This window comes from Streptomyces sp. NPDC003038 (genome assembly GCF_040611115.1).
Taxonomy (GTDB): Bacteria; Actinomycetota; Actinomycetes; order Streptomycetales; family Streptomycetaceae; genus Streptomyces.
Genome location: NZ_JBEXNN010000009.1, coordinates 182,284 through 194,161, shown reverse-complemented (window position 1 = coordinate 194,161; position 11,878 = coordinate 182,284). Strand labels below are relative to the sequence as shown.

Annotated in this window: 11 protein-coding genes; 2 read left to right on the top strand and 9 right to left on the bottom strand. The window is 73.4% G+C overall.

The window, feature by feature from the left end; genetic code table 11:
* Positions 1-13 precede the first annotated feature (13 nt).
* Positions 14-739, bottom strand: coding sequence for a ZIP family metal transporter (locus ABZX75_RS14755; protein WP_355410532.1), 726 nt, complete (start codon positions 737-739; stop codon positions 14-16).
* A gap of 110 nt (positions 740-849) precedes the next feature.
* Between ABZX75_RS14755 and cobC the strand changes: the two genes are divergently transcribed.
* Together cobC and ABZX75_RS14745 are read left to right on the top strand one after the other, a co-directional pair.
* The gene (cobC, locus tag ABZX75_RS14750) at positions 850-2,274 is read left to right on the top strand and encodes an Rv2231c family pyridoxal phosphate-dependent protein CobC (RefSeq protein WP_355410531.1); all 1,425 of its coding nucleotides are present in this window, start codon (positions 850-852) and stop codon (positions 2,272-2,274) included.
* A 164-nt stretch (positions 2,275-2,438) separates the two neighbouring features.
* Entirely contained in the window at positions 2,439-3,668 is a 1,230-nt protein-coding gene (locus ABZX75_RS14745) for a CapA family protein (RefSeq protein ID WP_355410530.1), read from the top strand.
* 110 nt (positions 3,669-3,778) lie between these two features.
* On the opposite strand, the gene ABZX75_RS14740 is transcribed toward ABZX75_RS14745, so the two are convergent.
* From ABZX75_RS14740 to ABZX75_RS14705, 8 genes are all read right to left on the bottom strand, one after another.
* The gene (locus tag ABZX75_RS14740) at positions 3,779-4,702 is read right to left on the bottom strand and encodes an SCO1860 family LAETG-anchored protein (RefSeq protein ID WP_355410529.1); all 924 of its coding nucleotides are present in this window, start codon (positions 4,700-4,702) and stop codon (positions 3,779-3,781) included.
* A gap of 318 nt (positions 4,703-5,020) precedes the next feature.
* Positions 5,021-6,139, bottom strand: a complete 1,119-nt coding sequence (locus ABZX75_RS14735; RefSeq protein WP_355410528.1) for an amidohydrolase family protein — start codon at positions 6,137-6,139, stop codon at positions 5,021-5,023.
* A gap of 209 nt (positions 6,140-6,348) precedes the next feature.
* Positions 6,349-7,407, bottom strand: coding sequence for an aminotransferase class V-fold PLP-dependent enzyme (locus tag ABZX75_RS14730; RefSeq protein ID WP_355410527.1), 1,059 nt, complete (start codon positions 7,405-7,407; stop codon positions 6,349-6,351).
* A gap of 112 nt (positions 7,408-7,519) precedes the next feature.
* A complete protein-coding gene (locus ABZX75_RS14725) occupies positions 7,520-7,738 on the bottom strand; it encodes an antitoxin (RefSeq protein ID WP_355410526.1) in 219 nt (72 codons plus the stop codon).
* Between the two features lie 103 nt (positions 7,739-7,841).
* On the bottom strand, positions 7,842-8,327 hold the full coding sequence (locus ABZX75_RS14720; RefSeq protein WP_355410525.1) for a GNAT family N-acetyltransferase: 486 nt from the start codon (positions 8,325-8,327) through the stop codon (positions 7,842-7,844).
* A 63-nt stretch (positions 8,328-8,390) separates the two neighbouring features.
* Positions 8,391-9,839, bottom strand: coding sequence for a penicillin-binding protein 2 (locus tag ABZX75_RS14715; protein ID WP_355410524.1), 1,449 nt, complete (start codon positions 9,837-9,839; stop codon positions 8,391-8,393).
* Between the two features lie 62 nt (positions 9,840-9,901).
* Positions 9,902-10,567, bottom strand: a complete 666-nt coding sequence (locus tag ABZX75_RS14710; protein WP_355410523.1) for a response regulator transcription factor — start codon at positions 10,565-10,567, stop codon at positions 9,902-9,904.
* Positions 10,564-11,874, bottom strand: coding sequence for a histidine kinase (locus tag ABZX75_RS14705; protein WP_355410605.1), 1,311 nt, complete (start codon positions 11,872-11,874; stop codon positions 10,564-10,566). Before ABZX75_RS14705 ends, ABZX75_RS14710 begins: the two co-directional genes overlap by 4 nt.
* Positions 11,875-11,878: the final 4 nt, after the last annotated feature.

The window sequence follows — 11,878 nt, the reverse complement described above, 5'->3', positions numbered from 1 at the left end:
CACCCCGGTGCCCTCACTCCGCGAGGCCCACCACCAGCCAGATCCCGGCCACCCCGCCCACCGTGCACATCAGCGTGGAGAGGGCGGGGTGCTTGTGGTGCGCCTCGGGGAGGATCTCCGCGGCGGCCAGGTACAGCAGGACTCCGCCGAAGAAGCCGAGGTAGGCACCGAGCGGTTCCTCCGGAAGGGTGAACAGCAGAGTGGACGCCGCTCCGACCACCGGGGCGACGGCGTCCGCGAACAGCATCATCAGGGCCTTGCGGCGGGCGTTTCCGTACAGGCTGGTGAGCGTGTACGTGTTGAACCCGTCCGCGAAGTCGTGGGTGATGACGGCCAGCGCCACGGCGACGCCCATCCCCCCGCCCACCTGGAAGGCCGCGCCCAGGGCCACTCCGTCGGCGAGGCTGTGGCCGACCATCGCGGAGGCCGCCGTGAGCCCGACCTGGGGGACGCGGGCGCCGTCCTCGGCGCCGTGCGCGGCCTGACGTACGGCCAGCAGGCGTTCCGCGACGTGCGCGACGAGGAATCCGGCCACGAAGAGCAGCAGGGCGAGCGGGACGCCGAAGATCTCGTCGCCCGCCGCGTGCATCGCCTCCGGCAGCAGGTCGAGCCCGACGACGCCGAGCATCAGGCCGCCCGCCAGCCCCAGCACGAGGTGGCGGCGGTCGGTGACGCGTTGCGCCGTCCATCCGCCCGCCAGGGTCATCAGGAAGGCGCCCAACGCCACGATCACGGCCATGTGCCCCTGAATACCGACTCCTCGCCCCGCGCGCACGTCCGTGCGCAGGTGGCGGGCGGCGGACTGTTGACGACTGACCGGTGATGGTGACTACGGAGGGAGGACCCCCGGTGGGCGAGTACGCGACGCAGCTGGTGGTCGGGGTCGGCGGACGCGCGGGGGTTTCCGTGGCGGAGGTCTGCGCCCTGGTCGAGGAGACACTGCGCGGGGCCGGGCTGGCCTCGGGAGCGGTGACGGCGCTGGCCACGGTGAGGACGAAGGCGGGCGAGGCGGGGATCACGGGTGCGGCGAAACGTTTCGGCGTGCCCCTGCTCAGCTACTCCGCCGAGGAGCTGGCCGCGATCACGGTGCCCCATCCCTCCGACGCCGCACGCGAGGCCACCGGGACCGCCTCGGTGGCGGAGGCCGCGGCGCTCGCGGGAGGCGGGGAACTCCTCGTACCCAAGCGGCGGTCGGTGGCGGCGACCTGCGCGGTCGCGACGACGCAGGCCCACGACCTACGGCATCACGGGGACGCGGAGGTGATGGACGCGGGCGCCGCGCTGGTGGACCTCGCGGTCAACGTACGGGCGCAGACACCCCCCGACTGGCTCAAGCGGCGGATCGCCGCCTCCCTCGGCGATCTCGCCGCGTACCCCGACGGCCGGAGCGCCCGCGCGGCGGTGGCGGATCGGCACGGGCTGCCGGTCGAGCGGGTGCTTTTGACGGCCGGGGCGGCGGAGGCCTTCGTGCTGATCGCGCGGGCCCTGGACGCCGTACGGCCCGTCGTGGTGCACCCGCAGTTCACCGAGCCGGAGGCGGCCCTGCGGGACGCCGGCCACCGGGTGGAGCGCGTGGTGCTGCGGGCCGCGGACGGCTTCCGCCTGGACCCGGCGGCGATACCCGAGGACGCGGACCTGGTCGTGATCGGCAACCCGACCAACCCGACGTCCGTCCTGCACCCGGCGGCCACGCTGGCCTCGCTGGCCCGGCCGGGCCGGATCCTGGTCGTGGACGAGGCGTTCATGGACGCCGTCCCGGGCGAGCGGGAGGCGCTGTCCGGCCGGACGGACCTGCCGGGGCTGGTGGTCCTGCGGAGCCTGACGAAGACGTGGGGGCTGGCCGGGCTGCGGATCGGCTACGTACTGGCCGAGCCGGAGGTGATCGCGAAGCTCGCGGCCGCGCAGCCCCTGTGGCCGGTGTCGACCCCGGCCCTGGTGGCCGCCGAGGCCTGCGTGGCTCCGGCGGCGCTGGCCGAGGCGGAGGAGGCCGCGCGGCGGATCGCGGTGGACCGGGCGCATCTGCTGGCGGGGCTCGCGGAGTTCGACGAGGTGACGGTGGCGGGGATCGCGGAGGGGCCGTTCGTCCTGATCCGGGTGGCGGGCGCGGCCGAGGTCCGCACCCGCCTGCGCGCCCTGGGGTTCGCCGTCCGCCGCGGGGACACCTTCCCGGGGCTGGACCACTCCTGGCTCCGGCTGGCGGTGCGCGACCGGGCGACGACGGGCCGGCTGCTCCAGGCGCTGGACCACGCGCTGACCCTGACCGGCGCCGGCTGACCCGGAGCCTGGCGCGCCGCCCGGCCGACGTTCCACCAGCGCCCGTTACCGGTCCGGCGTCATGCGCGCGAGCCGGATCACCCGTACGGGCTACGTAGGATGGCGGCGGGGGCGGGGGCGGGCGAAGCTCCCCGCATCGGCTGGGCGACACCGGGGGTTCGGGAATGAAGGCATCAGCCAAGATCGGCGCGGCCCTGGCCGGGCTGGCCGTCGTGGGCGGCGGGATCTACGCCGCGCCCCGGCTGCTCGACACCGCCGGCGCGCCCGCCGCCCAGCAGCGGCTGCGGGGCGAGCCGGCCCCGGCGGTGACCGGCCCGACGGCGGGCACCACCCCGCCCGGGCGGCCGTTCACCCTCGTGGCGACCGGCGACATCATCCCGTACCCGTCGATCGTCCAGCGGTCCGCGGACGACGCGGACCAGGCCGGGGAGTACGACTTCCGGAAGATACTCGCGGGGGTCAAACCCCTCGTCTCCGCCGCCGACCTGGCGATATGCCACCACGAGATACCGTACGGGCGTCCCGGCGGCCCCTACACCGGCTACCCCACCTTCAAGGCCCCGCACCAGCTGGCCGACGCCCTCAAGGACGCCGGGTACGACAGCTGTTCCACCGCCTCCAACCACACCCTGGACGACGGTTACGACGGCCTCGCCCGCACCCTCGAACACCTCGACCGGGTCGGCATCCCGCACGTCGGCTCGGCCCGCAGCGCCGAGGAGGCCAAGGCCCCGGCTCTGCTCTCGGCCGGCGGCGCGAAGGTCGCCCAGCTGTCGTACACGTACGGCACGAACGGCATCCCGCTCCCCGCGGACAAGCCGTGGGCCGTCAACCTCATCGACCAGGACCGGATCCTCGCCGACGCCCGCGCGGCCCGGGCCGCCGGCGCGAACGTGGTGGTGCTCAGCATCCACTGGGGCACCGAGTGGCAGACGGCGCCCGACCAGCGGCAACGCGAGCTGGCACAGGCCCTGACCGCCTCACGCTCGGCCGACGGACTCGCCGACATCGACCTGGTCATCGGCACGCACAACCACGTGCCACAGCCCTACGAAAAGATCAACGGGACCTGGGTGGTCTTCGGCATGGGCGACCAGGTGGCCAGTTTCGTGCCGGCCGACAAACTGCGCGGCAACCAGTCCTCGGTCCCCCGCTTCACCTTCGCCCCGGCAGCCGCCCATCCGGGCCGCTGGGAGGTGGTGAAGGCCGAATACCTGACGCAGTACTCGGACATGGGCCCGCCGTTCCGTGTCGTCTGCGCCTCCTGCGCGGCCGCCGACCCCACCCTCCCCGCCGCCAAGCGGACCGAGTACACCCGCGTCGACGAACAGGTCACCCGGGCCGTGATGTCACTCGGCGCGGACGGTCAGGGGCTGGTGCACGCGACGCGGTGACCGCCCCGCCCTGGCCACCGCCCCGGCCTGCCCCGGCCCGCCCCGCCCCGCCCCCGCGGCCCCGGCCCCGGCCTCCGGCCGACCGGCCGGTCCGACGCGGGTCGCGCGCCCTACGAGGCCCTGCCCCGCCGGGTCATGACGATCGCGCCCGCGCCGATCCCGAGCAGGATCAGCGCGCCGCCCGCCAGGTACGGGGTCAGCGAACCGCCGCCGGTCTCGGCCAGGTTGGCCTCGGTGGACACGGCGCCACCCGTCCCGGTTCCGGTCTGCGGCTTGACGTCCGGCTTCACGGGCAGGGTCGCGGACGGGATCGGCGCCGGCCCCTTCGGGGACTCGCAGCGCGCCTCGGCGAGGACCACCTCGCCCTCGACCTCCGCCACGTTCAGCTCCAGCGGATCGACCGACACCTTCAGCCGGAGCGCGGCGGCGGCGGCCGTGGTGGAGGTGGTTTCCGTACCGGAGAGCTCCAGGCCGACCATGCCCACGCCCGGAACCTCGACTTTGGTCGGTCCGCCCGCCGACAGGGTGACCTTCTTGCCGAGCACGGTCACCGCCCCGAGGACGTTCGCGCCGGCCACCGGCTTCTTGCCCGCCTCGCACACGGCCTTGGAGGTCACCTTCTCCACCTCGATGAGGGAGAGCGCCGGCAGGCCCGGCACATGCACCCGGGCCTTGGCGAGGTTCGCCTCCGCCGCGGCGCGGGTCTTGTCCGCGGTCGCCTTGGAGGTGGCCACGTCGGCGCGCAGGACGTTCACCGGCCGGCCTCCCTCGACCCCGTCCAGGGTGACGGTCAGTGCCGTCTTCTCGGCTGCCGCCGGGGCGCTGACCTCGTTGAGGGTGGCCTTCAGCGGGACGTGCACGGTCTTGTTGAGCAGGCCCACGTCCAGGGTGGCGCGCAGGACGACGGCGCTGGCCTTGCCTTCGCTCCCGGCGCCGGCGCCGTCCGTGGCGTGGGCGGGCGGCGCGGTGAGCAGGGCTACCGCTCCCGTGGCGAGCAGTGCGGCCGCGGGCATGCGGAAGGTGTTGCTGTTCAAGGTGGTGGAACCCCCAGGGAGATGGGTGCCGTCGCGCCGCCAATGGGGGACATTGCGCGCGCCGACGGCTTCGTCCCCGGAATCTTTACGCACTGAGAGTGAACGGGGGTCAACCTGACGTGAGTTCACCCCAAAGGGTGGTTTCCACGCATAGATTCGAATTATCGCGCCTCATGAGGAACGCGAGTTCTCTCCCGTCCCAGGCTGGACGACCACGACCGGGCCGCGCGGGCCCGAGCGGGCATCCATAACGACCGCCGGGCCGCTGATGTCACGCGGCGTCAACAGCCGCGTGCCGCCCCCGGCTCGACCCGGCGCTCAGGCCCGGACCGTGCCGTTCACGACGACCCGCAGCGGCCGCACGAGCTCACGCACATCGGCCCGGGGGTCGGCCCCGTAGACCACGAGGTCCGCCGGCGCCCCCTCGGTCAACCCCGGCCTGCCGAGCCATGCGCGTGCCCCCCAGGCCGTCGCCGAGAGGGCGTCCAACGGCGGGATCCCAGCTTTGACCAGCTCCGACACCTCCGCGGCGACGAGGCCGTGCGGCAGGGAACCTCCGGCGTCGGTGCCGACGTACACCTGGATGCCCGCGTCGTAAGCCGCCCGGACGGTGTCGTACCGCCGCTCGTGGAGCCGCCGCATGTGCGCCGACCAGTTCGGGAACTTCGCCTCGCCGCCCGCCGCCAGCTTCGGGAACGTCGCGGTGTTCACGAGCGTCGGGACGATCGCGACCCCGCGCTGCGCGAACAGCGGGATCGTCTCCTCGGTGAGGCCGGTCGCGTGCTCGATGCAGTCGATGCCCGCCTCGACCAGGTCCCGCAGCGAGTCCTCGGCGAAACAGTGCGCGGTGACCCGGGCACCGAGCCGGTGCGCCTCGGCGATGGCCGCCTCGACCTCGGCGCGCGGCCAGCAGGCCGCGAGGTCCCCGGCGTCGCGGTCGATCCAGTCCCCGACCAGCTTCACCCAGCCGTCGCCGCGCCGGGCCTCGCGCCCGACGTACGCGACGAGGTCCGCGGGCTCGATCTCGTGGGCGTAGTTGCGGATGTAGCGGCGGGTGCGGGCGATGTGCCGACCGGCTCGGATGATCTTCGGCAGGTCCTCGCGGTCGTCGATCCAGCGGGTGTCGGAGGGTGATCCGGCGTCACGGATCAGGAGGGTGCCGGCGTCCCGGTCGGCGAGGGCCTGGAGTTCGGCGGTCCCGGCGTCCACCGGGCCGTGGGAATCCAGTCCCACGTGACAGTGCGCGTCGACCAGCCCGGGCAGCGCCCAGCCGGTCACCGTGGTGATCTCCCGGGCGGCGCGCGGGCGCTCGTAGGACACCTTCCCGCCGACCACCCAGAGCTCGTCGCGGACCTCGTCGGGCCCGACCAGCACCCGCCCCTTCACATGCAGTACGTCGTGCACGGCGCCCACATCCGTCCTCGCGGCATCGGTCATGTCGGCACTGTACGTGCGGGCTCGGTGCGCTCCCCCGGGACCCCCGGACGAAGAGAGCACCACCGTGACCCACCTCCTCCCGGACCTTCCGCCGCTCACGGGGAAGCCTTCGCGTCGATCGACCGGGGCTCGCCGACCTCCTCCGCACCCGCCGGGACGCGGCGGAGTCGACCGGGGCCGAGACGCCGCACTGACCGCCGGCCGTGGTTTCAGTCGGCCAGGGCGTCCAGCAGCCGGTCGACGTCCGCCTCCGTGGTGTACAGGTGGAACGAGGCCCTGAGGGCGCCCGCGCGGGCCGAGGTGGCGATGCCGGCGGCCTGCAGGGCGGGCTGCCGGCCGGCGAGGCCCGGCACCGAGACGATGGCGGCCTCGCCGGGCACGGGCTCGTGGCCGAGGCGGGCGAGACCGGCCCGGTAGCGGGCGGCCAGTGCGGTGTCGTGTGCGTGGACGGCCTCGATGCCGATCCGCTCCAGCAGCGCCAGCGAGGGCTCGGCCGCGCGGTAGGCGAGGAAGGCCGGGGACTCGTCGAACCGCCGCGCGTCGCGGGCCAGTCGGCGCATGGGGCCGTAAGTGGATTCCCACATCGACTCGGCCGCCACCCACCCGGCGTGCAGGGGGATCAGGGTGTCCTGGGCCTCTTCGGAGACGGTCAGATAGGAGGCCCCGCGCGAGCCGAGCAGCCACTTGTACCCGGCGGTGACCGTGTACTCGTAGGGCGAGGCGTCGAAGGGAAGCCAGCCCGCCGCCTGGGTCGCGTCCACCAGCATCCGGGCACCGTGGGCGGTCGTCGCGGCGCGCACCGCCGCCAGGTCCGCCGTACGCCCGTCCGCGGACTGTACGGCGCTGAGTGACACCAGGGCGGTGTCCGGGCCGACGGCTTCGGCCATGGCCTCCAGCGGGGCGAAGCGCACCTTGAGGTCGCCCCGCATCACGAAGGGGTTCATCACGGAGGCGAAGTCCCCTTCGGGCACGAGGACTTCGGCTCCGGCGGGAAGGGACGCCGCGACGAGGCCGACGTGCGTGGCCACGGCCGAGCCGACGGCAACCCTCTCGGTGGCGACCCCGACGAGCCGGGCGAAGGCGGCACGGACCCGGTTGACCCCGTCGAAGTCACCGAATCCCGCGGGGATTGCGGCCCCTGCCGCCTCCGCCTGGTCCCGCACGGCCGCAACGGCGGACCGCGGGAGGATCCCGCAGGTGGCGGTGTTGAGGTAGGTGGTGGAATGCGTGAACTCGGCGCCGGCGGCTTCGGCGAGCAGAAGATCCATGCCGTCAACTCTGCGCGAGGGGTGACCCGAAGTCCATGGTCCGTCCCCGCATGCCCCGCATGGCCCGCGCGGGGATCCTCGCACCCTCGGTGTTGCTCCCGGAGTGCTCGCCCTAGCTTTGGGGCGGGCGGCCGTCGCCGGAGGTGGGGGGCTGGTTGCCCGTCTGCTGGTTGCCCATCTGCTCATTGAGCTTCTGTTGCGCCGTGTCGACCTGGCTCTGGTGCTTGTTCTGAGTCCTCGCGTCGAAGGCGTCTCCGGCCTTCTCGACTCCTTGGCGCGCCTGGTCCGGGTGTCCCTTGATCAGGCCCTTGAGCTTGTCGAGCATGGACATGAGGGGTCCTCTCTACGGAATGCCTGTCGTTTCCAGCTTCGCCGGGAAGACCGGTGTCTGCACCTGGAGCGACCACGGGTCACCCCACGGGCCGGGGGCCGCGTCACGGCGGGGGCGCAACCGTGAGCCAGAGGGTGCGGTGGGAGGCGGAGGGGCCGGGCTCCGGGGCCGGGAGCCACCCGTGGGTGGCGTAGAAGGCCTGGGCGCGGAGGTTGTGTACGTAGACCTCCAGGCGGACCCGGGGGATTCCGGCGAGGCGCCAGGTGTCGAGGCAGGCCGCGTGCAGGGCCGCGCCGGTGCCGCGGCGCCAGTGGGGCGGGTCGACGTGCAGCTGGGTGAGGGTGGTCTCGCCGTCCGCCGTGCGGAAGGCGGCGACGCCGGTGAGTTCGCCGTCCCGCTCGGCGCAGAGCACCCCGCCGTCGGCGGCGGCACGGGCGACGGCCCGGGACCAGCCCTCGCGGGTCCGCGCGAGTTCGACGTCGCCACCGTACGCCTGCTCGGGGACGCGGCCCCGGTAGTAGGTGGCTCGGGCCCGGGTGTGGAGGGCGGCGATCGCGTCGACGTCGGCGGGCTGCGCGCTTCTGATCATGGGAAGGGAAACGCGCCGGGAACCGTGTCGGTTCCCGGCGCGTCCGCCGCCGCAGCCGGGTGGCTACTTCTTCAGCCACGCCTCCATCATCTTCTGGGCGATGGGGGCGGCCAGCCTGCCGCCGCCGATCTCGGAGCGGTCGGTGTCGGAGTTCTCGACCACCACGGCGACGGCGATCTGCTTGCCCTTCAGCTTGCCGTACGAGGTGAACCACGCCAGCGGTGCCAGGCTGTTGTTGACACCGCGCTGGGCGGTACCCGTCTTGCCGCCCACCTCGGCGCCCGCCACCTGGGCCGGCTTGCCGCCGCCTTCGGTGGCGACCGTGCGCATGGCGTCGCGGATCATCGAGGCGGTCCTCTCGCTCATGACCTGCTGGGACTTCGGATTCCTGAGGCTCTCCAGCACATCGCCGTCGGCGTCGGTGACCTCCGAGACCATGTGCGGGGCGACGAGCTTGCCGCCGTTCTCGATCGCGGCCGTCACCATCGCCATCTGGAGCGGGGTGGCCTGGACGTCGAACTGGCCGATACCGGTCTGGGCGACCTGGTCGACCGACATCTTCGCCGAGGGGTACTTGCTCGGCGGGTTGGTCCGCACCGGGGTGTCGATCTGCACGTTGAAGCCGAGCTTCTCGGCCGTCGCGCGCATCTTGTCCTGGCCCAGCTTGGACGCCAGCTCCGCGAAGACGTTGTTGCAGGACAGCTTGAGCGCGGTGCGCGGGGAAACGTTGTTGCAGGCGGCCGATCCCGCTTCGCTGGGCAGCAGGGTGCGGGTGCCGGGGATCGTGTACGGGTCCGGGATGCCGGTCGGCTGGTCGATGTCGCCCACCAGGCCGTTCTCGATCGCCGCTGCCAGGGTGACCAGCTTGAAGGTGGAGCCGGGCGCCTGCGGCTTGCGCAGGGCCACGTTCTCCATGGCCTTGCCCTGGTCCGCGGAGAGCTCCTTCCAGGCCTCTTTGTCATTGGCCCCGGTGATCCGGCCGGGGTCGAAGGACGGGTTGTTGACGACGGCGAGGATCTCGCCGGTCGCGGGATCGATGGCGACGGCCGCGCCCTGCTTGCCCTGGAGCGCGTCGTAGGCGGCCTTCTGCACGTCCTTGTCGATCGTGGTCAGGACGTTGCCGGGGGCGGCCCGCTTGTTGGTGAGCACGTCCATCATGGTCTTCAGCCGGCTGTCGGAGCCGTTGAGGATGTTCTTGTAGACGCCCTCCAGCATGCTCGTGCCGAAGGCCTGGGAGCTGTAGCCGGTGATCGGTGCGTAGAGCGGGCCCTCGGTGTAGGTGCGCTTGTACGCGAAGTCCTTGCCGCCCGTCTTCGTCGAGCCGGTGACCGCCTCCCCGCCCACGATGATGTTGCCCAGCGGGTTCTCGTACTGCCCGATGAGGTTCCGGCGGTTGTTCTTGTCGTCTGCGAGCGCCTGGCCTTGGTATGCCTGCACCCAGGTGACACGGACCAGCAGGGCCAGCACCAGAAGCAGACAGAAGACCGACGCACGCCTGATCGTCTTGTTCATCCCCCGGAAGGACGTATCAGGGGCCCCGGCCGTTCCGCTCTGCCCTGATTGTGGCGGGGTTCTCAGCCTTTCTTCATGATGAAGCCTCCCTCGTAGGCCGCGATGACCGCCTGTGTGCGGTCCCGGGAACCGGTCTTCGCCAGGACCGCGGCGACATGCGTCTTGACCGTCTGCGGTCCGACGCCCAGGCGACCGCTCATCTCCTGGTTGGACAGTCCGGTGGCCATCAGACGCAGGACGTCGGCCTCCCGGTCGGTGAGCCGGGCCACCCAGGGCGCGGCCGCGGGCGGGGAACCGGCCGTATGGGCGGCGGCCAGCGCGCGGACGGCGGCCGGGAAGAGCAGGGAGTCGCCGCGGGCGACGAGCCGGACCGCGCCGATGAGCTCGTCGGGGTCGGCCCGCTTGAGGAGGAACCCGGCGGCTCCCGCGCGAAGCGCGTCGTAGACGTAGGCGTCGTTCTCGAAGGTGGTGACGACCACGATCCGGGGCGGCTCGGCCATCGTGGCGAGGATCTGCTCGGTGGCGCGGATGCCGTCGATCTCGGGCATCCGGACATCCATCAGCACCACGTCGGGTGCCAGCGAGCGGACCAGGGGGACGGCTTCGGCCCCGGTCGTCGCCTCGCCGACGACCTCCAGATCGGCCTCGGCCTCGAGGATGACCCGCAGGGCGGTGCGGACCATCCGTTCGTCGTCGCAGAGCACGATGCGCACCGGCGGGCGGCTCATCGCTCGCCCCCGGCGAGCGGCAGGACGGCCCGCAGCCGCCAGCGGCCCTCGTGCGGGCCGGCCTCCACGCCGCCGCCGAGCAGCGCGGCCCGCTCGGCGGCGCCGCGCAGCCCGCGGCCCCCGGTGGTGCGGGCCTCTCGACTGTCGGGACCGGCCGGTGGATTGCTCATGGTGATCTCCAGTTCACGGTGTCCGCTGTCGTCTCCGCTGTCGTGTCCGCTGTCGTGTCCGCCCCGTACGCGGAGCCGCAGTTCCACGGGGCCAGCGCCGTGGCGCAGGGCGTTGCTGAGGCCCTCCTGGACGATCCGGTACGCCTCGCGGGAGGCGATCGCGGGGAGGTGCGCCCAGTCCCCGGCCGGCCCGGGGTCCTGGTGTGCGGTGACGGTCGCGCCGGCCGCCCGGGTGCGGGCCAGCAACGCGTCGAGGTCGGCGGCGAGAGTGGGGGCGGGCGCCGCGTCCGCCCGGGCCGGGTCCCCGTCCCGCAGCAGGCCCAGTACGGCGTCCAGCTCCCCCACCGTCCGCCGGGTGGTGTCCTCGATGGCGGCCAGCGCCTCCCGTGCGAACGCGGGGTCGGTGTCGAGCACCCGCCGGGCGGCGACCGCCTGGAGGGTGACGGCGCTCAGCGCGTGCCCGACCGCGTCGTGCAGCTCCCGGGCCAGCCGGTTGCGTACCGCGAGGTCGGCCGCTCGCTCCTCGGCCGCGGCCAGCCTGTCCGCCCCGGTCGGCCCCAGCAGTACGGGCGCCAGCCGCGCCAGCAGCGCCCCGGCTCCGGCGGCGCAGAGGATGAGCCCGGCCAGCAGCGCGATGCCGAGCAAGGGGGCGACGTACGGCTCGGCGCTCGTGCTGAACCAGCCCATTCCCAGCCTGGCGTCCCGCAGCGCGCCCACCAGCGGCAGTGCGATCAGCACCACCGCCATGGGCGGCACCGCGAGGCTCATGCCACTGATCACGGCGCCGACCCCGAGGTGCAGCGTCCACCAGGCCGAGGTCCGCCCACGGGCTGCCCAGGACCGGGCCGGGCCCTCGGCCAGCCGCTCGCCCGGCACGTCGCACATGGCCCGTACGGCAGCCACCGACATCGGCCGGACCAGCGGGAACAGGGCGGTGGCCGACGCGATCGGCAGGGCGATGCCGTAGGCGGCGAACAGCAGTGCCACGGAGTCGAAGGCGCTTCCCCCGCCCCGCAGGACACCGACGATCACGGTGGCGAGCAGGAAGTAGGGCATCAACAGGGCGCCGCCGAGTATCTGGTGGACCCAGCGCAGCCGAGCCCGCGCCCCCAGCAGCCGCGCCGCCACCACCCGCATTCCC

Bases quoted from the DNA above. Each gene is read 5' to 3' on its own strand.
- ABZX75_RS14755 (WP_355410532.1), bottom strand. From the start codon at position 739: ATGGCCGTGATCGTGGCGTTGGGCGCCTTCCTGATGACCCTGGCGGGC.
- ABZX75_RS14710 (WP_355410523.1), bottom strand. From the start codon at position 10,567: ATGAGCCGCCCGCCGGTGCGCATCGTGCTCTGCGACGACGAACGGATG.
- ABZX75_RS14705 (WP_355410605.1), bottom strand. From the start codon at position 11,874: ATGCGGGTGGTGGCGGCGCGGCTGCTGGGGGCGCGGGCTCGGCTGCGC.
- ABZX75_RS14720 (WP_355410525.1), bottom strand. From the start codon at position 8,327: ATGATCAGAAGCGCGCAGCCCGCCGACGTCGACGCGATCGCCGCCCTC.
- ABZX75_RS14745 (WP_355410530.1), top strand. From the start codon at position 2,439: ATGAAGGCATCAGCCAAGATCGGCGCGGCCCTGGCCGGGCTGGCCGTC.
- ABZX75_RS14735 (WP_355410528.1), bottom strand. From the start codon at position 6,139: ATGACCGATGCCGCGAGGACGGATGTGGGCGCCGTGCACGACGTACTG.
- ABZX75_RS14715 (WP_355410524.1), bottom strand. From the start codon at position 9,839: ATGAACAAGACGATCAGGCGTGCGTCGGTCTTCTGTCTGCTTCTGGTG.
- ABZX75_RS14725 (WP_355410526.1), bottom strand. From the start codon at position 7,738: ATGTCCATGCTCGACAAGCTCAAGGGCCTGATCAAGGGACACCCGGAC.
- ABZX75_RS14730 (WP_355410527.1), bottom strand. From the start codon at position 7,407: ATGGATCTTCTGCTCGCCGAAGCCGCCGGCGCCGAGTTCACGCATTCC.